Raw genomic sequence first — 25,900 nt, 5'->3', positions numbered from 1 at the left:
GAGAAAGCCGGAAATTTCCGGCTTTTATTGTTGGTGTTTAATTTTTATGGATAAGTTTATGGGCATTGCTGGCCAGGTCCTATCCACAGGATACATTGTCCTTTGTAATTGTACTCACAGCAATAGCGTCCTACCGCTCCGCCATTAATTGATTTCTGAGCATCTCTGCTTAATAATTTGGCATTTTTCATAGTTAATAATATTTAATTTGTGTACTTCCTGAACATTTAAAGTCAATCAGGATTTTTGACATCTGGTGTTTAAAGTAGATCAAAGATAAGGGTTTTTCCTTAATATGTGATATATTTTTTAATATAATTTATTGGTTATCAGTTAATAGTTGTTTTTGTCTTTGAAGCTGTTGGGTGTGGTGTTATTGTCATGTTGCTTGTAAACAGCAGTAGGGTATTGGTGTTTTTGAATATCTGTTTTTTTATTGAACTATTTCCATGAACATTTTTCTTCCGGCCATATCCATATCCTGCTTGACAATTTTTCTCGTTTCGATATCAATATAATAGGTGGTAGCAGATGCTTTGTTACTGATGTCATCGTTTGTTTTTATAATCCATACCGGCTTTCCTTTATATTCCGCTTTGTGTGTATCCAGAATGTAGGCCTTCATAACTCCTTTTTTTTCGGATTTTGGATTGTAGTCGAAAATAGAGATCTCAGCTGTATAATTTTCTTTCAGAGGAAGAAATCTTATCAGCATAGCGTAACTACTGCTGTCAAAATAATGAGTGGCAGGAATTTCAATATTCTCTTTTTTCTGAGACTTTTTATCCAGATAATATCCAGTTACTTTATCTTTATCAGATTTAAGTACCATATCTCTCATCATATTAAAAGATGAATGATAGATGGGGGTAAAATCAGAGATTTTGACAAGAGTGGAATCTGTCCATTTAGCATCCGGGGCCTGATTTAATTTTACTGTTGTCCGGATCAGAAGATCTGTTTTGTTTAATTTTTTGAGTTCTGTAATAATGCTTCCGATTTCTGTTTTTGAGCCAGCATTATCAGCATACCATAGGGCTTCAGATGTTTCATCTTTTATCAGTTTAGAGTTGATACCTGCATTTTGTGGAGTAATCAGATTTTGTGAAAATAAATGAACACTGCTTATTAATAGAAGGAAAATAAATGTTCTCATGGTCTTTTTTATTAATTAGTTATCCTAATCTTTAAAAAGTTACATAATTGAATAATAGTGGATTATGAAATTTAAATATCAAATTAGGCAGAAGGAATTTCCCCTTTCTGATGCTGGTTTATTTTAGAAATGATTGCCCCTGAAACGGCAATACCAATAAAATTGGTTACTGATCTGGCTTCATTCATAAAACGGTCCACACTATAAAGCAGGGCAATATCCGTTAATGGAATTTTCCCAAATCTGCTCAATGTGAAAATAAGCGCTAAGAATCCTGAACCGGGTACTCCTGATGCCGTTTTAGAAGTAATGGAAATAATAACAAAGAGCCAAACATAATCATTAAAGCTTAAAGAGATATTATAAAACTGAATAAGAAAACAGCAGGTTACTGAAATATAGATACATGCCCCTGCCAGATTAAAATTATACCCCAGAGGAATAATAAACCTCAAAATTTTTCTGCTATATCCTTCAGATTCCATTTTTTCAAAAATTAAAGGAAAAGCAGTTTTGGAGGATGAAGTAGTGATGACCAAAATAATTTCTTCCTTAATATCCAGTAAAAATTTCCACAGATTGAATTTGAACAGATAAGAAATAAGACCTAAAATTCCTAAAATAAAAACAATGTCAGCAAGGTAAACTGTTGCAACTACTTTACTTAACGGAAGAAGAGTATTGATGCCATATACAGCCACACCATATGCAATATTACAGAAAATAATGAATGGAAGAATAAAATAAAGATATTTGATAACAGTATAAAAGATACCTATCCCATGATCCAAAATATTCAGAAATTTTTCTTTTCTTGAGGAAAAGTTCATTGTAATTCCTATTAAGATGGAGAGGAAAAGAAAAATACCATGTCTGTTAAGGTATAAAACAGTAGAAAAACTTCCGTCTTTAATTTCAAAAGCCTTTGGAAGGCTTGTGGTGATGCGGGTAGCATCAATTCCGGTATCAGAACCGGGCTGCATTACCAAACCAAAGGTAAGACCTAAGATAATGGCTATTGAGCCTACTGTTAAAAAGTATAAAATAGTCTGCAATACAATATTACCTGCATTTTTAATTTCGGAGAGCTGGCAGATTCCGTAAATGATTGCCATAAAAATAACCGGAAGAATAAAAGCTTCAAGGATCATAAAAAAATACCGGCTTACCACTCCCAGTTTAATGCTTTCTTCAGGAACATAATGTCCTGCCAGCACACCGCATATCATTGCCGTGAACACATACAATGTAAGATTTTTAAGGTATTTGCCGGTGAATATTTTTTGGGACTGCAGGAAATTCATCTGGAAATTAAATTGTTTTTACAAACATGTTTTAAGATTGGATTATATTATTTGTGAAGCTGAAGATAATCATTATTCATCAAACTCATATTGTTCCAAGAAGGAGTGCGCCTATAAGCATGATGATTGATGATCCGATCGCCCATTTTAGTGTATATTTCAGATGATCCGAATATTCCACACCGGCCAATGATACCAATAGATAAGTGGAAGGAACAAGCGGGCTCAGCAAATGTGAGGCCTGCCCCACAAGGCTGGCTCTTCCCAATATTTCAGGAGCAATATCCAATTGACGGCCGGTAGCTTCAATAATTGGCAATATTCCAAAATAATAAGCATCATTGGTAAGAAAGAACGTAAGCGGAACACTGAAAATAGCTGTAATAATATTAAGATAACTGCCCCAGCTTTTGGGAACAATTTCTATCATACTGTTTCCCATTGCCTGCATAATTCCGGTTCCGTTGAGTATTCCGGTAAAAATCCCAGCTCCAAAGATCATTCCTGCCACAGAAAGAGCATTTCCTGCGTGTTTTGAAATGATTTTTTGTTGATCTTTCAGCTTAGGATAGTTGATAACGGATGCAATACAAAATGCAATCATAAAAGCTATTCCAAGCGGAACAATATCGAGTATCATAACAATCAGTAAGATGATCGTAAGCAAAAGGTTGATCCAGATCAGCTTTGGACGAAGCAGCTTAGGATCGGCCTCCCCGATAATGTCACTGGTACCGTATTGAGTATATTTCCCGTAGGTTGCAATGCGCTTTTTCTCCTTTTTACCTAAAATATAGGCTACAAATATTACCCATAGAATTCCTAAAGCCATGATAGGAATCATTGGAACGAAAATTTCCGTATGCCCCAGCTTCAGTGAGCTCATAACCCTTGCTGTAGGGCCACCCCAGGGTAGGATGTTCATAATTCCACCTGCCAGCATAATTATACAGGTCAATGTAAGTGGATTCATTCCCTGCTTTTTATATAACGGAAGCATAGCTGCTACCACAATAATATAAGTAGAAGAACCATCGCCGTCCAAAGAAACTAAGGTTGTGAGAATAGCAGTTCCTATTGTGGTTTTTACAGGGTTATCTCCAACAGCTTTTAAAATAAGATTTACTAAGGGTTCGAAAAGCCCGGTATCTATCATTAAGCTGAAATAAAGAATTGCAAAAATGAGCATAACGCCGGTAAGGGCAATTTCCTTAACCCCGTTTTTCATCATTTCTCCCAGATGAGGACCAAAACCAGCTATTAATGCTATTGCTACAGGAATAATAACCAGGGCGGTAAGGGGAGTCATTTTTTTATTCATGATAAGCACCATAAAAATGATGATCATCAGAAATCCAAGGAGTGTAAGCATAGGGATTGTATTTGTGATTATTTATTTTTATTTTTTCTCCAGTCAAAACTGTTTCGGTAGCCAACATAGGCATAATTGCTTGTGGAACCTGTTTCCAGCTGGTTGATAAAAGCAATTTCTATTGCAGAATTTTTGCCGGTTTTGATGCCTATTCCGGCTGTTAAGCGGTTACTATCAAACGGTTCTTCTTTTACAACATTCATCCTGATTTCATTTTTCAGAATACCATAGAATTTTTCTTTTTCTCCGGCTTTGTTGAATGGAATTCGCAAAGAAATGAGGTATCGGAGCCTTACAATAAATTCATCCGGATTACTGATAAAGCGTTCTTCTACCCTGAACCGGTGGGAGATGGAAGTTCTTCCGATATTTCCCCCAAGGCTCACTTGCTGGAAAGGTCTTTTTTCGTATCGCTCTTTTTTGTTGTTATCAGATTTATAGGAATCCAGGATAAGAAACATCATTCCCAATGCAGGTTTTACCTCATTGGCAACCTCATAGTCTACATAAGCAGAGACCAGAAAAAGCCTGGTATCATAAGCCAGGTCAAAAGAGCGGTATTGGGAAAGGGCAGTTAAAGTACTCTTATCCGTCAGTTTTGCAGACAAAAGATACTGGAACCACATATTATAGTTGTCACGGCTTTGTGCAGAGATCAACTGATAAAATCCTAAGAAGAAAATAATGATTAATGATAATTTAATTTTCATGTAAAATTGAATTAATATCCTGTTGTTTCAAATATATTTATAAGAAGGAGGCATGAATTTATTTTTCAATCAATGACAGTTTTTCTCAGTGAACTGCAATCCCGGGTAAAAAAGGTCTTATATTTGGAAGATTGAAAATTGGATATTTTAGATGTTTTTTATTATCAATATTGTATTTATGTTATTGGTTTTTAGGATTTTACTAAACGGTAAAGTTTTGAAAAGACTGATGGAATATCATTGGGGTTTCTTGCTGAAATTTCAACATGTTTTATTCTTTATATTCTTTTTTCTGATCACTTTTTTTACCGAAAATTACTTTTTAGACGCTCCGGAATTAGTATGGTCGGTATTATTTGTGATTATTTTCAATATTGGAATTTATTATTTAGTATATTTTTATCTCGTCCCCCGGTTTTATCTTTCCAATAAATATCCGGAATTTATCCTGTATGCCTTTATCTGTTTTCTGGTTTCAAGTCTTTTTAGAATTTTACTGGAACCTGCCGTATTCAATATGAAGTTTAATGAGACATTATCCAACACAAAATTTCTGTATAATGTTTACACGGCACAGGGGATTGTCATTCTGGTTGCTTCATTTCTCGGAATTACGAAAGATAAATTTTTGATAGAACAGGATTTTAAAGAACTTGGTGAAGAAAAGGACCAGTTGTATCTTGCCCTTTTGAAGTCCAAATTAAATCCGCATTTCCTGTTGAATACCCTTAATAATATTTATTCTAAAAGCTTTAACCCTTCAGAAAATACTTCAGAATCTATTTTACAGCTGAGCCGGCTCCTTCAGTACGTTATTTATGATACCAATAAAGAGAAAATTACCCTTATGCAGGAATTTTCATCCATTAAGTCTCTGATCGGGCTTTATCAGCTGAAGTACCATAATGCATTGGAAATTGATTTTGAAATTGACGACGAAGAAATTCTGGAACTTATTGAAATTCCACCCTCTGTTTGCCTTACACTGCTTGAAAATGCCCTGAAGCATTCAGCCGCTGGGGTAGAGGCGGATAGTTTCATAAAAGTTAAATATGAGATCCTAGACCGGGAATTTATATTTGAAATCAGAAATTCTGTCCCAAAAAATAAGAATCTTATAGAAAATGTCAATGATAACGGACTGGGAAACGAAGCTGTTATCAGTATTTTGGAGAAATACTATCCAGACAGATTTACTTTTATATCCAAAGCAGCTGAAAACAATATATACGAGACTTTCTTAAAAATTAAATTATAATGGCTAATCTGACGATTGTAGGTGTGGATGATGAATATCCCGCATTAGAACTTATCCGGCATTATTGTGAAAAGATAGAAGCTGTTGAACTGCTGGAAACCTTTCAGAACCCTGAAGAGGCCCTTCAATACTTACAAAAGAATAGAGTAGACCTTGTTATTTTGGATATCAATATGCCTTATATCAATGGAATAGATCTTTTGCTGCAACTGCCTTACCATCCTTTGTGCATATTTCTTACTCTGGAAACACAATACGCGGTAAGGGCATTTGAGCTGGATGTTGTGCATTATCTTGTGAAGCCGGTAGATTTTGAAACATTTAAAAGAGCAGTTTACAAAGCAAAAGATTTCTTACAGTTTAAGCAATCTGCAATAGAAAAGAAACAGGAAGATTTCATTATGTTTAAATCTAATTATATAATGAATAAAGTACTTCTTAAAGATATAAAATGGGTTCAGGGCTTTGGCGAATATATAATACTGATGACCCATCTGAAAAAATATATGATTCTGGAGCGAATGTCCAATTTTGAAGGAAATTATCAGAATTTAGGATTTATCAGAATTCACAAATCATATATTGTACTGTCTTCCCATATAAGCTCCTATGATTCCCATACAATCTATTTAAAAAGCGGAGAACAGCTTCCATTGGGAAGGACATATAAACAACACCTGAAAGAATATTTGGATAAATGAAAAAAGACAGCTTTTAAAGCTGTCTTTTTTAGAGTTATATTTTTCCTGCGGCCTGCATCGGATTTACTTTCCCGTTTGAGCTTCCTCTTACAGGTGCACCTTCCTGTTTCTGTTTAAAGAGCTGGAATTTGGAAGTCTCACCACCGGAGCCGTTGCTGGTCCAGACATTATTGGTTGTATCAATATCTGCAGTTTCTCTCATTGGATCCAACTGAATAGACTTAAGTTTCTTATCAAAGTAATATGTTTTGGAAACTTTTTGTTCATTCAGTCTCCAGATCTGCGCAGGAGATTTGTCATATAATTTTGAGCCATCTTCAAAAGTAAATTCAAGGATAATTGGCATTACCAGTCCTCCTTTGTTTAAAAAGTCGATCTGATATGCGGTGATATTCTTGAATTTTTCTTTATCCTTAGCATCCAAAGGCAGTGTAGCATCCAGTTTGGTAGTGTATTCTTTAGTGCTTACCTTTTCCTGGCCTCTGTCATATTGGTAGTAGAAGTCCTGAACTTCCTTATCCTTGTCAACATAGAAAGTAATATTCTTGTCTTCTCTGTTTCTGATTTTTGAAAGGTCTTCAAAGCTGTTTACTAAAGGCTTATCAACCTGATATTTTATTTCTTCGGCTACTTTTGGATTCGTTTCCAGATCAGGCGTTGCAACGGTTACTTTATCAATGGCAATATCTACCGGATCTGTTCCGTAGAACCATCCTCTCCAGAACCAGTCAAGGTCTTCACCACTGGCATCTTCCATAGTACGGAAAAGATCTGCAGGTTCAGGATGTTTAAAAGCCCATCTTTTTGCGTAAGTTTTGAATGCTTTATCAAAAAGTTCTCTTCCCATGATGGTTTCGCGAAGAATATTCAATCCTGTAGCAGGTTTTGAGTAGGCATTCGGACCATACTGAACAATATTTTCGGAATTGCTCATAATAGGTTCCAGTTGATCTTTCGGGAGCTTCATATAATCCACAATTGTCCATGCCGGGCCTCTTTTAGAAGGAAATTTATTATCCCATTTTTCTTCTGTAAGATATTCTGTAAAGGTATTTAATCCTTCATCCATCCATGCCCACTGCCTTTCATCAGAGTTAATGATCATTGGGAAGAAGTTGTGACCCACCTCATGGATAATTACTCCGATCATTCCGTTTTTGGTTCCTTCAGAATAAGTTCCGTCTTTTTCCGTTCTTCCGAAATTGAAACAGATCATTGGATATTCCATTCCGTTGGCAGCTTCTACAGATTGGGCAACCGGATATGGATAAGGAATTGTAAACTCCGAATAAGTTTTGATGGTATGAGCTACTGCTTTTGTCGAAAACTTTCTGTAGAGTCCATAAGATTCCTTAGGGTAAAAACTCATGGCCATTACTTTGTTATTATTTTCAGGAATCGTAACACGCATTCCATCCCAGACAAATTTTCTGGAAGAAGTCCATGCAAAATCCCTTACATCATTCGCTTCAAAAACCCATGTTTTTCTTTGTTTAGAATGATTTTTTTCAGCTTTTTTAGCCTCATCTAAAGTTACAATTTCAATAGGTTCTGAAGCATTCTCAGCTTTTCTGTATCTTGAAAGTTGATCAGAAGTTAACACCTGATCGTAATTTTTACATTCCCCTGTTCCGCCTACAATATGATCGGCAGGAACATTCATAGTAACTTTATAGTTTCCGAAAACCAGTGCAAATTCTCCTCTTCCGGTAAACTGATGGTTCTGCCAGCCCTGGAAATCACTGTACACACACATTCTTGGATACCACTGTGCCATTGTGTATAAATCATTACCATCTTCCGGGAAGTTTTCGTATCCGCCACGGCCACCCATGGTCATCCGGTTTCCGATATTGTAGTTCCAGTCTACTTTGAAAATAAACTTTTCCCCTTTTTTTAAAGCTTTTGGAAGGTCAATACGCATCATGGTTTTATTGACGGTGTATTTCAAAGGACTTCCGGAAGCATCAGTTACTTTTTCAAGAGTAACTCCATAGCCATTATCTTTTACAGGAAGTTCCGTAAGCTTAAGCTGCTGGTCAGTTGTTGACGGACGAAGTACTGAAGAATTATGATACCCTGCATTTTTTATACTGGAATGCTCATTCTCATCTAATTGAAGCCAGATATAATCCAGTTCATCAGGAGAATTATTGTAATAGGTAACGGTTTCTGAGCCTTTCAGATTTCTTTTATCCTCATCAAGGTAGGCAGTAATGTTATAATCAGCCCTGTTTTGCCAGTAGGCGTGTCCTGGAGCTCCGGAAGCTGTTCTGTAAATATTGGGTGTTGGCAGAATAGTTCCCAGCTGTTCAAACTTATTTCCATGATTGCTGCCCGGATTATTCTGAATATTTTGTGCGGTGAAACCTGTATATGCACATACAGAAAGTGAAAGTATAACAACTTTTAGTTTCATAACCGAAATGATTTAATAATTACCAAAGATAATAATAAGCTGTTGAAATAATAAAAATATTTCACGTTTAGAAAGGAATTCTTTCCAAAGTCATTTTTAAGGATAGTGCAAAGACTCCTGAGGAGACAAAAAGGATCCAGTCTTTTTTGTTGACCTTAAAAACAGTAAGTAAAATAAACAGTAATATTAAAATTGCCCCAACAATAACAATCTGCCCCAATTCCAATCCAATATTAAATCCTAATAACGGGACCGTAATGCCCTGGCTCTTAGCAATCATTACTCTCGCTGTATTGGCAAAGCCCATCCCGTGAACCAGCCCAAAAATCAGGGCAAGATAATAATTGGCTCGCATTAATGTCTGTTTCTGGTTTTTCATAATAATATTGTCCAGAGAAGTCAGAACGATGGTTAAAGGAATTAAAAACTCAACCCAATCTGATGGCACCCTGAAAACATCAAGGATACTTAAAGCTAATGTAATGGAATGTCCAATAGTGAATGCCGTTACAAGAATCAGAATCTTTTTCCAGTCACTATAAGAATAAACGGCAATCAGTGCCAGAACAAAAAGTTGATGATCCAAAGCATCAGGGGAAATAATATGTTCCCATCCCAGGTTTAAATAAAATAGAAAATCCTGCATTTGATAATAGATTATTGAGTTTTTATATATATTGTTAAAATAAGTAAATTGTTATCCGGATTTTTAATTTTTACATGTATTTACTATTAATGTTTTTGATTATTATTGTTCTAAATAAAAATTGTATAATTGTAATATTAAAAAAAAGATAATGGATTTTAAAAAACTACTTTCTACAAAAGTAAGCATTTCGTATGGAGGAGCGAAGCTTCTTAGGAATGCTGCGGCAGCTTTCTTAGGACTTTATTCCTATGGTTTTTATGGCCAGGTGCAGAAACTTGATTCACGCTTCGATTATTTGTTGAAAAATAAAGAGAGCCTGAATAGAGGAAACGTTTTAAAAGATTTGGAACGTGATGATATGAAATTAGATAAGCATTTGGTGGTTACCTCTAAAGGAGCACAAACAATGTATTCCTGCATTATTTATACTAAAAATCCTGAAAAACTTAAATCCGATGGATTTTTGGTACAGAGCCAGTTGCCTACTTTTTCAACTGCACTCGTGAGCCTTGAAGATATTGAGAGGCTTATGGAACTTCCTTATGTAACATCTGTTATGGGGCCTACATTTGATGAACTTCATAATGACGTAAGCAGAGCCCAGTCTGGAGCAAGCCTTTTACAGGATGGGGTTTTCAATAATACAGCTTATAACGGAACAGGAGTTCTTGTAGGAATCTTTGATTCGGGAATAGACTGGAAACATCCGGATTTCAGACAGGTTAATGATCAGACTAAAAGTAGAATTGTTTCAATTTGGGACCAGACTTTGACCCCTCAAGGTGCTGAGACTTCACCAGCAGGATTTACAATGGGTGTAGAGTATACAAGAGCACATATTGAAGATGAATTGGATGGTACTCCTACCAATTTTGTTCGCGAGACAGATACAAATGGACATGGAACCCATGTGGCAGGAACTGTTGCCGGAAATGGAGTAGGTTTCGCTAACAAAAGACATAAAGGATTTTCCTCTGAAGCAGATATAGTCTTTGTAAAAGGAGGAAATGGATCTTTTCCTACAACCAATACTATTAATGCCTTAACGTATTTTAAAAATGTTGCAACAGCATTGAATAAACCAATTGTTGTTAACATGAGTATTGGCGGGCAGAACAGCGCTCACGATGGAACGTCTTCTCATGAGGTAGCTGTAGATAATTTCACTTCATCAGCCCCCGGAAGAGTTGTTGTTATTTCTGCCGGTAATGATTATGGAATCAAGCTTCATAGGAAAGTAGATATAGCCGCTGGTGCAGCGCAGTCTTATACTTTTACGGTTGGTAGTGACACTTCAGCAGCATCGATATTTAGTTTTATCATGTATGCTAATGATAACTCACCGGTTACAGCAAAGTTAACTGCACCGGATGGCCAGCAGTATATACAAAATATAAGTACCAATACTACTCACAGTATATTAGGCGGTGGACTAACAGCAACAATGTACAATTATTGGGGAAGTGATAATAACAAACGTTATGTCCAGCTAGTAGTAAGCAGAGTTCCGGGGTCTACAACGAACTGTCAGGGAAATTATACGTTGGAAATTACAAATAACGGAACACAGCCTATTACTACACATGGTTGGCTTTATAACCAAGGATTGGGAACTACTTTGCAAAATGGGGATAATGAATATATTGTAGGATCTCCGGGGAACGCAACCAGTGCCATTACGGTAGCTTCTTATTTGGGCAGAGTCAGCTGGATGACAGCATTAGGAGCGTATGGGTATCCTAATACTCCACAGGAAATGATCTCTCCGTTTAGTGCGCAGGGACCTAGAGTGGATAATTTCCAGAAACCGGATATTACAGCTTCAGGACAGGCTGTAATTTCTGCGAGATCCAGTAATTCTGCACCTGCAGCCACAAATATTATTGAAAACACCAATTATTATGTGATGAACCAGGGGACCAGTATGTCTTCTCCGGGAGTTGCCGGAGCGGTAGGGCTATTGCTTCAGGCGAATCCAACCTTGACGGCAGCACAGGTTAAATCTCGCCTTACTTCTAATGCAAGAAAAGATGATGCAACAGGAAATGTTCCCAATGTAAGATGGGGATATGGAAAGTTAGATATTTATAAAGCTGTTACTGCTGAAGTAGGGTGTGTAGCATCTAATTTCGAGACTGTTACTTATGATGAACCTAATATCACCATTAATGCAGAATCTAATACTACTTTCAGTAATGCAGCGCTGGCAGTCCGTTACACACCAACATTAACGGGTAAATTGGGAGGAGTGTCATTTACGACAGGTTCAGGGGTAATTCCTGCCAATCAGGCTGTAGATATTCAGGTTAGAAAAGTGAATGCCAATGGAGACCCGGGAGATATTGTTGCTACAAAAACGATTTCATCATGGGATACCAATATACAAAGATTTACTTGGAACTATGTTGATTTATCCAGCTTAAATATTCAGGCGGTGACAGGTAAAGATTTCTATATCGTGGTCAACGGTATAGGCGGAACTGTAGCGATGAAAAATGAGGCCACTGCATTGAGCGGGCGCAGTAAAACATCAACGGATGGTACAAACTGGACTGCAAGAACTTTTGATCTTAAGATGAGAGCTCTTGTTTATGAAAATATAGCTGAGGTGAAAAACCTGGCAACTTCTAATCAGACAAAAGCAGGTGACATTGCTGCAGGTTATAATTATTTTACCAATGCTTGCCAATTAATTTCAAGAGTGGAAAAAGAAGCCGCAAGTACTGTAACAGGAAATATTACTTCAAAAGTATGGGTTGATAATGTTCAGCCTAATTATGTTGCAAGAAGATATGAGATTAATCCTGCTGCTGACGCTGCTACTGCCACAGGAAAAGTAACATTATATTTTAAACAGGCAGATTTTGATGCTTATAATGCAACAAGTGGTATTAAGCTTCCCACTTCACCTACTGATGATGCCAATAAATCTAATCTGGTTATTGAGAAATATGCAGGAACAAGTGCTGGAAATGTAGGAACCGTAGCTTCTTATGGAGGTACACCAACTGTTATTACTCCTAATGTCGCAGATATTGTTTGGAACAATACCTATCAATATTGGGAAGTAAGTTTCCAGACTAATGGTTTCGGGGGATATTTTGTTAAAACAAATGCAACTTTAGGTACAGGTGAGGTAACAAAACTGAATGCTGGAGTAAGCATTACACCAAACCCGGCTAAAGATATAGTAAATATTTCATTAGGAGGATATTCTAAAGGTACAGTAACTATTTACGATGCTTCAGGAAAACTGATTAAAACAGAAACAATGAACTCCAGCTCAAATAGAATGGATGTTTCATCATTGGTAAAAGGAGTATACATGTTTAATATTAAACTAAATGATACTACAATTACTAAAAAAGTAGTTAAAGAATAATTATAATCGCTTAAAATATACATTAAAAAGCAGCAGTTTTATAACTGTTGCTTTTTTTATATTTGTCACTAGAAAAGAAATCATGTCACGTAAATTTTTTTTAATATTACTTCTCCCATTAACGGTTATTTTTCAAAGCTTTATAAAAGTAAATAAGGAGAACTTGCATCCCTATCATGTAGGATCTGTAGAGATCAGCTATAGCTCTAAGTCCAAAACCTTTGAAGTAACAGGCCGGTTTTTTCTGGATGACCTTGAAAATGGGCTTGGGAAGAAGTATGGCGGAACTTTTCATTTTAATGATGAGAAGTACAAGGCAAAATTGAATGAAGCGCTTTCTAAATATAGCCAGGAATATTTTAAATTAAAGACAGATAACAAATTTCTTAAAGTAAACTATATAGGTTACGAGGAAGATCATGAATCTGTAAATGTCTATCTCGAATCAGAACCTGTTTCCAATCCTAAAAAAGTAGAAGCAGCGGTGAGTTTCCTGTACAATCTTTTTGATGACCAGATCAATATAGTTCACATCATTGTAAACGGAGACAGGAAGAGTGAAAAATTAATCTATCCGAACCGTTACCTTTATAAACAGTTTTAATTTTCAAGCTGAAGAAGGGTATTAATCCCTTTTGCATGAGCCAGTAGATCCGGAAAAAAATCATTATAGCATTCCTGCAGGAATGCTTTATTGTTTAAAAAAGCTTCAAAAACAGGAATGTCTTTATCCAGGTACTTCGCTTTGTTTAATACATTTTGAATGCTGAATTTAATTCCCCAGTTTTCGCGGTAATTATAAAGCCAGTCATCCTGTTCCATTTTAACCAGCATACTTTTGAAATTTTCAGGGAGCCATTCGTTATTTTCATTTAAAATTCTGTAAACCCGTAAAGAATGAGCTTTCCATTCCGCAAGAGAATTTAGAGAAAGATCATTAGCTACAAAATAATCCATAGAGACATCCACAAATGCTCCGGCATAAAGTCTTACCAAAGGAGCGAAAACTTTTTTAGCTTCATGAATGGCAGGGTGGGAGTCTGTGAAAGTATCAATAGCTCTGTGTAATGTAATACCATCCTTAATATCCTTAGGGAAAGAAAAACGGTCCCTGTTTCGGATAAAATCTTCCAAAAATTGGCCAACAATTTGCCCGTCAGTGAACGTGAGAAAGGAATGAGCCAGATAATTCATAAACGAATATAAAAATTTTTAAACAAAGTTTGGCTATTGCTAACTGTTTCTACCCAGACTCCTTTTTCAATTTCCTGGTATTTAAACTCAATTTCGTTTAAAACGATTTCTTCGGGAGAGATCAGGCTCATATGAACTTCATTATCATCTACCTCGCATTTAAACTGAACAGGAAACGGAAATAAATTCTGAATCTTAAGATCTTTGTAGCCATAAACAACAGTACAGTCTGCACCCAAAGGAGTAAAACGTTCCTCTTCCTTGTAAATATCCATAGAATGCGGATACCTTTCCAGGATTTTCAGTCCGGATTGAAGGGCCAGATGATATAAGATAGAAGAGAACTGGCAGATTCCGCCGCCAAAATCACTTGAAATTGTGTTATTGATGAGGTTCCGCCCTTCCTTGAAATTATTCTTTGCACTCGGCCTCCCAATCATTTTCCAGAATGAGAATACTTCACCGGAATGAATGACCAGATGATTGATCTTACTGCCTACAACTTTTAAATTGTGAATTTTATTATGATGAAAACTTCCGTTTTTAATAGTCTGCCGGAGTTTAATAGAATATTTTCCAACATTTTCTGAACGATATTCCCTGGGATAAGCATAATTGCTTCTTTGTTCATTGAAATACTGCTGCACAAGTTTTATCTGCAGTTTCCATGAATAAGGAATCCATTTTTTTAATTGCTGTTTCATATCTTTTCTAAAACAGTAATATGATAGGAAGCCCAATTCTTTAAAAAGGTGCGACAAAGAAAAATATCTAAAGGAAGAAAGAATCTTCTTATGGCCTTCGTTAACCTGTGAATTGGAAAAAAGAGTACTCCGGTTGTATTTTTAACTTTCCACTGTTCCTTCGAAAGCGCTGCGATATCAGATGCTGAAAAGCTGTTGCCTGCATGCCAGTCTTCCTGTGGAGAAACCGATCTTTTTCTGCTTTTAACAGGATAATCGAAGATCAGAATTCCATTTTTGCCTAATTTCCGGTAGCATTCATTTAAAAATGCTTTTGTTTCCAAATGGTTCTGATGCATGATAACGTGGAAACAGAAAATACAATCAAATTCTTCATGAAAAGGTATTCCGGAAATCTCACCTACAGTCAGGATTTTTTCAGGATGTTTTTGGCGGGCCACATTCAGCATATTTTCACTGAAATCTGTTCCATGAGTCGCAAAATCCAGTAGCCGGCCCGTTCCGCAACCCAGATCCATTACTTTTTTATACTTTTTATTTTGGAAAAAAGAAGATAAAAAAGCCCTTTCCTGCTGGTCAACATATTTCCCGTAAGAATTTCCGAAACGGTTCTCATCGTAAGATTCAGCAAGGCTGCTGTAATATTCCAGAATACTTGTTTTCATCATTTGAAAAATCTCTGTGAAGATCTTGAATTTTATTAACTTTTATAATTTTTATTTCGGCTTTTCATTTTTTACTTTAAAAAAGTCTTTCGTGGAAATCTTCAATTTTACTAACTTCTTCAATCTTGATTCCGAACTTTCTTTTCGGAATTTTATTGAGGTTGGAAACAAATATCTTTTCATAACCCAGCTTTTCAGCTTCAGTGATTCTCTGTTCAATTTGGGCAACCGGACGAATTTCTCCACTTAAACCAATCTCTCCTGCAAAACAGTAATGTTCAGAAATGGCTATATCCTCATTAGAAGACAGAACAGAGGCAATCACGGCTAAATCCAAAGCCGGGTCGTCTGTTTTTATGCCTCCTGTAATATTAAGGAAAACGTCTTTAGCTCCTAACTGGAAACCTGCTCTTTTTTCAAGAACAGCAAGAAGCATATTCAGTCTTTTGGAATCAAAACCGGTAGAGCTTCTTTGTGGAGTACCATAAACGGCTGTGCTTACCAATGCCTGGATTTCCAGAAGCATTGGTCTGTTTCCCTCCAGTGTTACCGCTACAGAATTTCCGGAAAGTTCTTCAAATTTTTTAGTGATAAGAATTTCTGAAGGATTTTTGATCTCCTTTAATCCTTGTGAAATCATTTCATAAATTCCAATTTCTGAAGTAGATCCAAAACGGTTTTTGTTCGCTCTCAATAATCTGAAAAGGTGGTTTCTGTCTCCGTCAAAGTTTAAAACTACATCTACCATGTGTTCCAATACTTTTGGGCCGGCAATCTGCCCGTCTTTGGTGATGTGACCTACTAAAAACACAGGGATACTGTTTTCCTTGGCATATTTAATGATCTCGTTGGAGCATTCCCTGATTTGCGAAACAGTTCCGGGAGAACTTTCTATTAATTGGGATTGAAGGGTCTGGATAGAATCGATAATCATGAAATCCGGTTCCAGTTTTTTGGCTTCGTGAAGAATTTTTTCTAATGAAGTTTCCGTAAAGAGGAAACAGTTCGGATTTTGAACATCCGTTAATCTGTCTGCCCTCATTTTGATCTGAGAAGCACTTTCTTCCCCTGAAACATAAAATATTTTTTTCTTCATTTTTAAGGCAAGCTGAAGCAGAAGGGTAGATTTTCCTATTCCGGGCTCACCACCAATCAGGGTAACAGAACCTAAAACAATTCCACCACCAAGAACACGGTTCAGCTCTTCAGAAGGTGTTTTTATCCTTGGTTCTTCACTCGTCTCCACCTCAATGATATTGATGACATGTTGTTTGGTTTTTGAGAAAGGTACCGCTTTACTATTGGGTTTTTCCACCACTTCTTCCACCAGGGTATTCCATTGCCCACAGTTTTTACATTGTCCCATCCATTGGGAGTATTGGGTTCCGCAGTTTTGACAGAAATATGCCGTTTTCAGTTTTGCCATACTGCGAAGTTATAAAAAAAGCATTTTTTTTCCGAGACTTAAATGGATTTAAATAACAAATACGGAATATATATCAATCATAGAAATATCTTTATATCTTAGCTTTGTTGAAATAAAATATTAATGTAAAATATAATTACAATGAAAAAACTATTTTTATCCTTCGTATTGGCTTTTTTAAGCATTTTTTCTTTTGCACAGAACAATTGGGATATAGACCAAATGCATTCTTCAGTAAATTTTACTATTGAACATATGGGGATCAGCTTCGTTCAGGGAAGATTTGATAAATTCGGAGGAGATCTCACCACAAAAGGCAACAGCCTTGATAATGCCAAATTTGATATAAATATTGATGTTGATGGTATTAATACTGGCGTTGAGATGAGAGATAAACATCTTAAGAGTAAGGATTTTTTTGCTGGAAATGAGTACCCAAGCATTAAATTTACAGGGACTTCTGCTTCAAAAGAAAAAGACGGATCATATATATTCAACGGGAAACTTACCATTAAAGATGTTACAAAAGAGGTTAGTATACCTGTAATATTAGGAGGAATTACAAAAAATAAGGATGGTAAAGAGGTTATGGGGCTTAGGGCAAAATTCATGATCAACCGTTTTGAGTATAATTTGAATTATGATCCAACAGCGGCAGGTATTGCTAAATGGGTTGAGATTAATACTTATTTTGAACTGGTTAAAAAATAATTCAGTATAAATTAAATTAAAAAAGTGGCTTTGGATAATTTCAGAGCCACCTTTTTATATTTAAAGACTTCCTTTTTGTTATGTTTATTCATAGCTCAGGAATAATATGTTTATGTGTTGGGCTTTTTTTTGTTTATTCCAAAATATAAATAAAAAAATAATCAGGTTTTATGGCTGTTTGAGGCATGTTTTAGCATTTTCAAAATTTAAAAAATTGCTTTGTATCTCTTTTTCCCATAACTTTGCACAAACCTAATCTAATGAGTAAAAAGAATACAAAATACATCTTTGTGACAGGAGGTGTAACTTCATCTTTGGGAAAAGGAATCGTGTCTGCTTCTCTGGGACTATTGCTAAAATCACGTGGTTTTAACGTAACGATCCAAAAACTAGATCCTTATATCAATATCGACCCGGGAACTTTGAATCCTTATGAACACGGAGAGTGTTATGTGACTGAAGATGGTGCGGAGACGGATCTGGATTTAGGTCACTACGAGCGTTACCTTGATGCTCCTACATCCCAAAACAACAACGTTACTACAGGAAAAATCTACCAAACTGTAATTGAAAAAGAAAGAAAAGGAGATTTCCTTGGAAAAACAGTACAGGTAATTCCTCATATTACTAACGAAATTAAACGTAGAATTAAAATCCTTTCCAAACAGAATTACGATATCATTATTACGGAAATCGGGGGAACTGTTGGAGATATTGAATCTTTGCCATACATTGAAACTGTTCGCCAGTTAAAATGGGAATTAGGAGAGAAAAATTCTATGGTGATCCACCTTACCTTACTGCCTTATCTAGCTTCAAGCGGAGAATTGAAGACGAAACCATCCCAACACTCCGTTCGCCAGTTGATGGAAAGCGGAATTATGGCTGATGTATTGGTTTGCAGAACAGAACATAAAATTCCAAAAGATCAGAGAGCAAAACTGGCTCAGTTCTGTAACGTTCCGCTGGAAAACGTTATCGAATGTAAGGATATGGAAACAATTTATGAAGTTCCAATGTATCTTCAGAAGCAAAACTTTGATGATGTAGTGCTGAAAGAACTGGATCTGAAAAGTGAAAAAGATGCTGATCTGAAAGACTGGAAGAGTTTCCTTAAAAAATTCCAAAATCCTAAGAAAACAGTTGAAATTGCATTAGTTGGGAAATATGTGTCCCTTCAGGATTCTTACATTTCCATTGCTGAAGCATTTAAGCATGCAGGTGCTGACCTTGAAACTGAAGTAAAGGTAAGATGGGTGTACAGCGGAGATGTTACCGAAGAGAATATTAAAGATACCCTGAAAGGAGTTAACGGTATCCTTGTAGCTCCAGGTTTCGGAGATAGAGGAATTGAAGGAAAAGTTCTTACAGCAAAATATGCAAGAGAAAACAAAATTCCAATGCTGGGAATCTGTTTAGGAATGCAGATTATGACTATTGAATTTGCAAGAAATGTTTTAGGACATACAAAAGCAAACTCTATGGAATTTGATACAGCTACTCCGGATCCTGTAATTTCAATCATGGAAGAGCAGAAGAATGTAATAGATAAAGGAGGAACGATGCGCCTTGGAGCCTGGAAATGTGCTTTGAAAAACGGATCCAGACTGAATGAAATCTACGGAAGCAAAAATATTTCTGAAAGACACCGTCACCGTTATGAATTCAACAATGATTATCTTCAGGAATTTGAAAAGAATGGTTTCTTAGCTACAGGAACAAACCCGGAAACAGGATTGGTTGAAGCATTGGAGTTGCCAGGGCATCCATTCTATGTGGGGGTGCAATACCACCCGGAATACAAGAGTACGGTAGCTACACCGCATCCTTTGTTCAGGGCTTTCATTAAGGCTTGCGAAACTTCTAAATAAGATATTTTAGTATGGGAGGAATGTTATATTCAACCCAACGGAAACAAATAAGGTAATTTATTACCATAAACGTCTATCCATAAACTCAGGTTGATTTTTCTCAGCCTGAGTTTATTATATACTAATGCATTATAGTATAGAGTTTTGATAAAAAAACAGTATTTTTGTCAGCTCAAATTTGCTGCAGATTTATAAGTTTTCTTATAGAATTGTAGCAGGACAATAAATAGGAAATTTTAATTATAACAAAAATAAAATGCAACAAAACAACGGAATCGATAAGAAGCAGATGATTAGTTTCGCGGTTTTATGCCTGATTCTCTTCGGTGCAATGTTCTATTTCCAGAACAAGCAGATGAAAGAAGAAGAGTTAAAAGCTCAGCAGCAGAAAACGGAACAGGTGAAAAATGCCGTAAAACAAGCTCAGGCCACCAATATCAATCCAAATGTAACTCCTGGCGCAATTCAAACCGCTAATTTGTCTAATAAAGAACTTAATATTGAATTTTCAAGCTTAGGAGGACAGGTTTCTAAAGTTCAGCTTTCAGAATACAAAGCATATAATAATAAAACAGATCAGGCTGATCTTCCGCTTTATCTTATTAATAAAAATAATTCAAACTACGGTTTTCAGTTTAAAGACAAAACAGGAAAAGTAATTAATACTAAAGATTTAGTTTTTACACCTGCTGTTAATGGAAATGCTGTAACCATGACGGCTAACTATAATGGTGCTGTTATCCAGTTTATTTATACATTACTTCCGAAATATACACTTGATTTTAAAGTAAGAACTCAAGGTCTTTCAGCAGTTACTTCTGATAACAAAGCAGATTTTATCTGGGATTATAATGTAAGAAACCTTGAAAAAGGTAGAGCACAGGAACAGTCTCACTCAGAATTCTCTTATGCTTTCAATAATTATAAAGATTATGATTATGATGGAAGAACCACGATGGATGAGGAGAAAGAAACACTTAACTGGATTGGTGTAAAACAACAGTTCTTCTCTTCTGTGATTGAAGCAAAAAACGGATTTACTCAGAGTAAAGGAAATCAGGAAAATGTAGAAGAAGGGGAATATCTGAAGAAATTCAACTATGAAGGTTTTGTTCAGATGACCGGAAGCGAACTGAATCAGGATTTTACATGGTATTTTATGCCATTAGATTTACCATTGCTGAAATCTTACGATAAAAACTTTGATGAAATTCTTCCGCTAGGATGGTCTTTCATTGGAGCGATGAACCGTTATTTCTTCATGTGGTTATATGCAATTATTGCTAGCTGGGGATTATCTGCAGGTTGGGTAATCTTTGCCATGACGATCATTGTAAAATTAATCTTATCTCCAATTATGTACAAACAGCATAAGCTGAGCGCAATGATGAAGGTAATTCGTCCGGAAATTGATGAGGTTAATGCTAAATTTAAGGATGCAGATCCAATGAAGAAGCAGCAGGCAACAATGGAAGTATACAGGAAAGCCGGAGTAAACCAGATGGCAGGATGTTTACCGGCATTGGTGCAAATTCCGATCTTCTATGCATTATTCCGTTTCTTCCCTAACTTTATTGATTTGAGAGGACAAGGCTTCTGGTTTGCAAAAGACTTAACCGCTTATGATGATTTGATTAAATTGCCATTTAAAGTTCCATTCCTTGGAGATCACTTAAGTATTTTTGCATTGGCTTGTACAATTGTTATTTTGATCTATACGGTAATGACATCAGGAAATATGCAACAGCCACAGCAGGAGGGAATGCCCAATATGAAAGTATTAATGTATATCTTCCCGATTACATTCTTATTCTTCCTGAATACCTCGGCATCAGGTCTTTCATGGTACTATTTCGTATCAAATGCGATCAACATTTTAATCATTCTTGTGATTAAATATGTAATTCTTGATGAAAAGAAAATTCACGCTCAGATTCAGGCTAATAAAGAAAAGCCAAAAACGGAAGGTAAATTCCAGAAGAAGATGAGAGAAATGATGGAGCAGGCCCAACAGCAACAACAGGCTCAGGAGCAGCAAAGAAAAAAGAAATAACTCATTATAGAAAAAGAGAAGCAAGTTATTTGCTTCTCTTTTTTATTTATAATTGGAGGAATTCTTACTTTCTCCGTCAGTCATATTTTAATCTGAATGACTGTCGATGATGTACTGTTGGACCGTGCTTTATAAGTGCTTCCTGATGCTTCTTTGTAGCATATCCGAAATTGGTATTCCATCCGTATTCAGGAAACTCTTCATGAAGCTCAATCATTAATCTATCTCTGTAATTTTTAGCGAGAATAGATGCCGCAGCAATAGAGAGTACTTTTGAATCACCTTTTATGATGCATTGATGTGGAATATAATTGTATGGATGAAATTTATTTCCATCCACTAAAATAAGTTCCGGGGTTATTGTTAATTGATCTAAAGCACGATGCATGGCATGAATACTTGCATTAAGAATGTTATGCTCATCAATGAATGCAGGTGGAAGTTCTGCAATTGCATAATTTTTTACATTATCTTTAATGTAGCTGTCCAGATCCATTCTCGTTTTAAATGTCAGCTTTTTTGAATCATTAACCAGATTCTGTTTGAATTTATCATCTAAAATGACAGCTGCTGCAACTACCGGTCCGCTTAAACATCCTCTTCCTACTTCATCACATCCTGCTTCAATGTAATGGTCTGTCCATTTATGTAATAATTCCATATTTATGTAATACGAAATGTAAAATTATAAAAAACGGATCTATTAACTTTATATTTTGGCATTTTTTATGAAAACATTCAAAGATGAGAATTGAACAATTAATAGAATCTAAATACTGAATTTTATAGAGAATGGCAGAAAACAGAGGAATATTACAAGATATAAATCAGTTTTTTGAAAGGATCCTATTTATGATTTTATTATAGTAATTTATTTCTGTTTTTTATTGAAATTGTAATCTGTTTTTTGCTCTTAGCTCGACGTTTTTATTGTCTTTTTTGGAAGGAAAAAAACATATGCACAGCATTGTATGTTGTTTTTTTAGTTTTGTTTTCTCTCTTTTGTGATTTTTATATTTCTGTAAACCAGTGTATTAATGTGGTATTTAACAAATATAGATATAGGAAATATTTATAATTGATGTAATTTATGTATTCTCAAAAAAAATATCAATTAATTTTTTTTGTTTTTGTTAAAAAGTGTTTTTTTAACTTAATTTAATAATTTTTCATTCGTTTTAATTCTTAATTTTTGAATAATCGTTATTTTTTTGAAAAAAACCTTTGTGTTGTTAAGAAAGTTTTACAAATTTGTAGGGTACAAAATTAATTTGATATGAAGAAACTAACAACAGGTCTTCTTGTTGTTGTATTATCTTCTTCTGTTGCAATTGTAAATGCTCAACAAAAGAAAAAAGATACAACTTCACAGACTAAAGAAATTGAAGGGATAGTAGTTACTGCACTTGGGATCAAAAGAGAGAAAAAATCCTTAGGTTATGCGTCGCAGGAAGTTAAAGCTGATAAACTTTTTGATGGAACTACAAATACGGGAAATATAGCATCTCAGTTATCTGGTAAAGTTGCTGGTTTAAATGTAACAACCAATTCTAATTTTGGAGGATCCTCAAACTTGGTTATTCGAGGAGTAAAATCTTTAGGAGGAAGTAATCCTTTAATTGTAATTGACGGTTCGCCAGTCAATAATTCATCTACTTCTTTTGGTAATCAGAATGGAGGGTTCGATTTAGGTAATGCTTTATCAGACATTAATCAAGAGGACATAGAGTCTGTAAACGTATTAAAAGGAGCTGCTGCTTCTGCTTTGTATGGAGAAAGAGGGCTTAACGGTGTAATTGTTATTACAACAAAGAACGGTAAAGGAAAAGAGGATAATTCTTGGGGGGTAACTTTATCATCCTCAGTTCAAGCAGGATTTATAGATAAATCTACATTTGCAAAATATCAAACTCGATATGGGGCAGGTTATGATCCATCATTTTATTATGGAAGTGCAGCGGATGGTAAAAAATATGCCAATTTTGGAGAAGATGCATCTTGGGGGCCAGAGTTTGATCCAAATTTATTAGTTTATCAATGGGATTCATTTGATCCGACATCTCCAAATTATAAAAAAGCGACCCCTTGGGTAGCTGCAAAAAATGGTCCGCTTAAATTCTTTGAAACACCGATGTCATTTATTAATTCCATTTCCTTATCAAAAGGAAGCAAAGGGTTCAATTTTAATTTGACATACGATAATAACCTTTCTAATGGTCTTTTACCAAATTCAGATTTAAGAAAAAATACAATTTCAGCAAAAGTAAACTACGATTTAAATTCTAAATTACATGCAACAGTCTATACAACCCTAACAATACAGGGAACAACAGGTAGAACAGAGACTGGTTATAATGACAATATTGTTACAGGTTTCAGACAATGGTGGCAGACAAATGTTGATTTGGAAGCGTTGAAAAGTGCTTACTTTAATAATGTTGCAAATCCTTCAGTTGGTAATAATTATGGAAATCTTACATGGAATAGAAAAAGTGGGTCAAATGGCAAACCTGCCTTTTGGAACAATCCATATTTTCAGAGATATCAAAACTATTCTACTGATGATAGAACAAGAACATTTTCGTATGCTCAGTTAACTTATGATGTAAATGATCATATTAATATTACGGGTAAGCTTAGCTACGATAATACTAATTTAGTTTTTGAAAGAAGGCTTGCTGAAGGGTCATATCCTCAAAATTTTGGAGTTTCAGGGAAAGCTATAGGTTCTGGATATCATAGATATGATTTAAAAAGAAGTGAAACAAACTTTGATTTATTCGCAAACTATAAATATGATATTACTTCTTGGTTAAATATCAGTGGTATAGTTGGAGGAAATGTAAGAAGAAATCATGAGAGTTCTATCGAAGCATCAACGGAAGGTGGTTTAATTAAGCGAGGGTATTATTCGTTAGATAATTCCAAAGCTCCTTTATTAAATCCAGTGGAATTTGAGGCAACAGTACAAACAAATAGTTTGTATGCTACGGCTTCATTTGATTTTAATAAAGTTTTCTATTTGGATGGAACAATTAGAAGGGATGCAAGTTCAACTTTACCTAATGGTAATAACAAATATACTTATGGATCTGTTTCCGGATCTGTAATTTTATCTGAACTTTTAAAATCCGAAAAATCAGTAATGAATTTTTGGAAATTAAGAGGGAATTATGCAGAGGTAGGAGGAACAGCTGATTCTTACCAATTGAAATATTCGTATTATACAGCAGGATATTTTAATACAGGAAATGGAAATATCAATATCTACAGACCACAAACAATTCTAAAAAATGAAAACTTAAAGCCTCAACGATCCAGAGAGTTTGAATTTGGTACAGAAGTTCACTTTTTAAGAGATAGAATTGTTCTTGATGGAGCGTACTATGATACAAAAACATTTGACCAACTTATTACTCCAGATATTTCAGCTGGTTCTGGGAAACTTGGAGCAGCAATCAATGCCGGACAAATTAACAATAAAGGTATTGAATTACATTTAGGAGTAAGTCCGATAAAAACACAAGATTTTGCATGGGATATAGATGTCAATTGGGCTAGAAATAGAAGTAAGGTTGTAGAGTTAGATGCTGGCCTACAGGTATATCAACTCGTAGGTTTAGTAGGGGGTGCTTCTATAGTAGCTTCAGTTGGAAACCAGTGGGGAGATATATATGGTAGTGATTATGTTTATTTAAATGGTGAGAAAGTGGTTGACCCTAATACAGGTTTGTACCAAACAGAAAGTAATAAAGTAATCGGAAATGTTCAAGCTAAATGGACAGGTGGATTCAGAAACTCATTTAGATATAAAAATTTCTCATTAAGTTTCTTAATTGACGTTCGTCACGGAGGTGATGTATTTTCGTCAGATATGTATTATGGATTAGCAAGTGGATTATTCCCGGAAACTGCTGTTGATGGTTATAGAACAAATATACCTGTATTAGCTGGAGTTAATCCTAATGGCCAGGTAAATACTACGCCAGTTAACACAGATGTAATTAATCCTCTGGAATATGGTAACAATCCAAATGATGGGTATGCTATTGTTCCTGACAAAAGGTTTGTATATGATGGGTCTTTTGTAAAACTAAGAGAAGCTAGTATTACGTATTCTCTTCCTAAGAGTATATTGGCAAATACCTTCATGAATGAGGCTAAAATCTCTATTGTGGGTAGAAACCTCTGGATTATTCATAAGAATCTTCCATATGCTGACCCTGAATCATCTCAAATGGGTGGATTGTATTCATATGGATCATCTGTAGGAGCTCTTCCTACAACAAGAGAATTGGGTGTTAATTTTACCTTTAAATTCTAAA

19 protein-coding genes and 1 pseudogene are annotated in these 25,900 nt (G+C 35.4%); 8 read left to right on the top strand and 12 right to left on the bottom strand.

Going from position 1 to position 25,900, the window contains the following annotated elements:
• Nucleotides 1-56: 56 nt before the first annotated feature.
• The 5 genes from EG339_RS24610 to EG339_RS01980 all read right to left on the bottom strand — a co-directional run bounded on the left by EG339_RS24610 (nucleotide 57) and on the right by EG339_RS01980 (nucleotide 4,542).
• Complete coding sequence (locus tag EG339_RS24610; RefSeq protein WP_262706894.1) at nucleotides 57-191, bottom strand: hypothetical protein; 135 nt, start codon at nucleotides 189-191, stop codon at nucleotides 57-59.
• Nucleotides 192-433: 242 nt separating this feature from the next.
• Nucleotides 434-1,156, bottom strand: a complete 723-nt coding sequence (locus EG339_RS01995; protein WP_123868636.1) for a DUF3108 domain-containing protein — start codon at nucleotides 1,154-1,156, stop codon at nucleotides 434-436.
• Between the two features lie 83 nt (nucleotides 1,157-1,239).
• The gene (locus tag EG339_RS01990; RefSeq protein WP_123868635.1) at nucleotides 1,240-2,460 is read right to left on the bottom strand and encodes a cation:dicarboxylate symporter family transporter; all 1,221 of its coding nucleotides are present in this window, start codon (nucleotides 2,458-2,460) and stop codon (nucleotides 1,240-1,242) included.
• An 85-nt stretch (nucleotides 2,461-2,545) separates the two neighbouring features.
• Nucleotides 2,546-3,832: a CitMHS family transporter gene (locus EG339_RS01985; protein WP_123868634.1), complete on the bottom strand. Its 1,287-nt coding sequence runs from the start codon at nucleotides 3,830-3,832 to the stop codon at nucleotides 2,546-2,548.
• A gap of 17 nt (nucleotides 3,833-3,849) precedes the next feature.
• Nucleotides 3,850-4,542, bottom strand: a complete 693-nt coding sequence (locus EG339_RS01980) for a DUF2490 domain-containing protein (protein ID WP_123868633.1) — start codon at nucleotides 4,540-4,542, stop codon at nucleotides 3,850-3,852.
• Between the two features lie 217 nt (nucleotides 4,543-4,759).
• On the opposite strand from EG339_RS01980, the gene EG339_RS01975 reads away from it, so the two are divergent.
• Both EG339_RS01975 and EG339_RS01970 read left to right on the top strand, forming a co-directional pair.
• Nucleotides 4,760-5,800 (top strand): sensor histidine kinase, encoded by a 1,041-nt coding sequence (locus tag EG339_RS01975; RefSeq protein WP_228459687.1) that lies wholly within the window; start codon nucleotides 4,760-4,762, stop codon nucleotides 5,798-5,800.
• Nucleotides 5,800-6,501 carry a LytR/AlgR family response regulator transcription factor gene (locus EG339_RS01970; RefSeq protein ID WP_123868632.1) on the top strand — a complete coding sequence of 234 codons (702 nt, stop codon included), beginning with the start codon at nucleotides 5,800-5,802 and terminating at the stop codon, nucleotides 6,499-6,501. The genes EG339_RS01975 and EG339_RS01970 overlap by 1 nt, the downstream gene beginning before the upstream one ends.
• 769 nt (nucleotides 6,502-7,270) lie before the next feature.
• Here EG339_RS01970 and EG339_RS24740 read toward each other — a convergent pair.
• Nucleotides 7,271-7,870, bottom strand: a pseudogene (locus tag EG339_RS24740) (M1 family aminopeptidase); the annotation flags it as partial.
• A 1,117-nt stretch (nucleotides 7,871-8,987) separates the two neighbouring features.
• Nucleotides 8,988-9,566 (bottom strand): HupE/UreJ family protein, encoded by a 579-nt coding sequence (locus EG339_RS01960; protein ID WP_123868630.1) that lies wholly within the window; start codon nucleotides 9,564-9,566, stop codon nucleotides 8,988-8,990.
• Between the two features lie 151 nt (nucleotides 9,567-9,717).
• Here EG339_RS01960 and EG339_RS01955 point away from each other — a divergent pair, with 151 nt between their 5' ends.
• Both EG339_RS01955 and EG339_RS01950 read left to right on the top strand, forming a co-directional pair.
• Nucleotides 9,718-12,951: a S8/S53 family peptidase gene (locus tag EG339_RS01955; protein WP_123868629.1), complete on the top strand. Its 3,234-nt coding sequence runs from the start codon at nucleotides 9,718-9,720 to the stop codon at nucleotides 12,949-12,951.
• An 82-nt stretch (nucleotides 12,952-13,033) separates the two neighbouring features.
• Nucleotides 13,034-13,555, top strand: a complete 522-nt coding sequence (locus EG339_RS01950) for a DUF6702 family protein (RefSeq protein WP_123868628.1) — start codon at nucleotides 13,034-13,036, stop codon at nucleotides 13,553-13,555.
• Here the strand turns inward: EG339_RS01950 and EG339_RS01945 are convergent.
• The 4 genes from EG339_RS01945 to radA all read right to left on the bottom strand — a co-directional run bounded on the left by EG339_RS01945 (nucleotide 13,552) and on the right by radA (nucleotide 16,940).
• A complete protein-coding gene (locus tag EG339_RS01945; RefSeq protein ID WP_123868627.1) occupies nucleotides 13,552-14,145 on the bottom strand; it encodes an acyl carrier protein phosphodiesterase in 594 nt (197 codons plus the stop codon). The two genes, EG339_RS01950 and EG339_RS01945, sit on opposite strands and share 4 nt — an antisense overlap.
• Complete coding sequence (locus EG339_RS01940) at nucleotides 14,142-14,849, bottom strand: VanW family protein (protein ID WP_123868626.1); 708 nt, start codon at nucleotides 14,847-14,849, stop codon at nucleotides 14,142-14,144. The genes EG339_RS01945 and EG339_RS01940 overlap by 4 nt, the downstream gene beginning before the upstream one ends.
• Nucleotides 14,846-15,517 carry a class I SAM-dependent DNA methyltransferase gene (locus tag EG339_RS01935; protein ID WP_123868625.1) on the bottom strand — a complete coding sequence of 224 codons (672 nt, stop codon included), beginning with the start codon at nucleotides 15,515-15,517 and terminating at the stop codon, nucleotides 14,846-14,848. Before EG339_RS01935 ends, EG339_RS01940 begins: the two co-directional genes overlap by 4 nt.
• Nucleotides 15,518-15,590: 73 nt before the next feature.
• On the bottom strand, nucleotides 15,591-16,940 hold the full coding sequence (gene radA / locus EG339_RS01930) for a DNA repair protein RadA (RefSeq protein ID WP_066695001.1): 1,350 nt from the start codon (nucleotides 16,938-16,940) through the stop codon (nucleotides 15,591-15,593).
• Nucleotides 16,941-17,081: 141 nt separating this feature from the next.
• On the opposite strand from radA, the gene EG339_RS01925 reads away from it, so the two are divergent.
• The 3 genes from EG339_RS01925 (at nucleotide 17,082) to yidC (ending at nucleotide 21,575) form a co-directional block, all read left to right on the top strand.
• The gene (locus tag EG339_RS01925) at nucleotides 17,082-17,651 is read left to right on the top strand and encodes a YceI family protein (RefSeq protein WP_123868624.1); all 570 of its coding nucleotides are present in this window, start codon (nucleotides 17,082-17,084) and stop codon (nucleotides 17,649-17,651) included.
• Nucleotides 17,652-17,911: 260 nt separating this feature from the next.
• Nucleotides 17,912-19,522, top strand: coding sequence for a CTP synthase (locus tag EG339_RS01920; RefSeq protein ID WP_123868623.1), 1,611 nt, complete (start codon nucleotides 17,912-17,914; stop codon nucleotides 19,520-19,522).
• 256 nt (nucleotides 19,523-19,778) lie between these two features.
• Entirely contained in the window at nucleotides 19,779-21,575 is a 1,797-nt protein-coding gene (gene yidC, locus EG339_RS01915; RefSeq protein WP_123868622.1) for a membrane protein insertase YidC, read from the top strand.
• A 76-nt stretch (nucleotides 21,576-21,651) separates the two neighbouring features.
• Here the strand turns inward: yidC and EG339_RS01910 are convergent, their stop codons facing one another.
• Nucleotides 21,652-22,236, bottom strand: coding sequence for a ribonuclease HII (locus EG339_RS01910; RefSeq protein WP_123868621.1), 585 nt, complete (start codon nucleotides 22,234-22,236; stop codon nucleotides 21,652-21,654).
• 615 nt (nucleotides 22,237-22,851) lie between these two features.
• Here EG339_RS01910 and EG339_RS01905 point away from each other — a divergent pair.
• Nucleotides 22,852-25,899 carry a SusC/RagA family TonB-linked outer membrane protein gene (locus EG339_RS01905; protein WP_123868620.1) on the top strand — a complete coding sequence of 1,016 codons (3,048 nt, stop codon included), beginning with the start codon at nucleotides 22,852-22,854 and terminating at the stop codon, nucleotides 25,897-25,899.
• Nucleotide 25,900 lies beyond the last annotated feature (1 nt).

Origin of the sequence: Chryseobacterium bernardetii, from assembly GCF_003815975.1 — a bacterium.
GTDB classification, from domain to species: domain Bacteria; phylum Bacteroidota; class Bacteroidia; order Flavobacteriales; family Weeksellaceae; genus Chryseobacterium; species Chryseobacterium bernardetii.
This window is presented reverse-complemented; position numbering and strand designations above follow the sequence as displayed.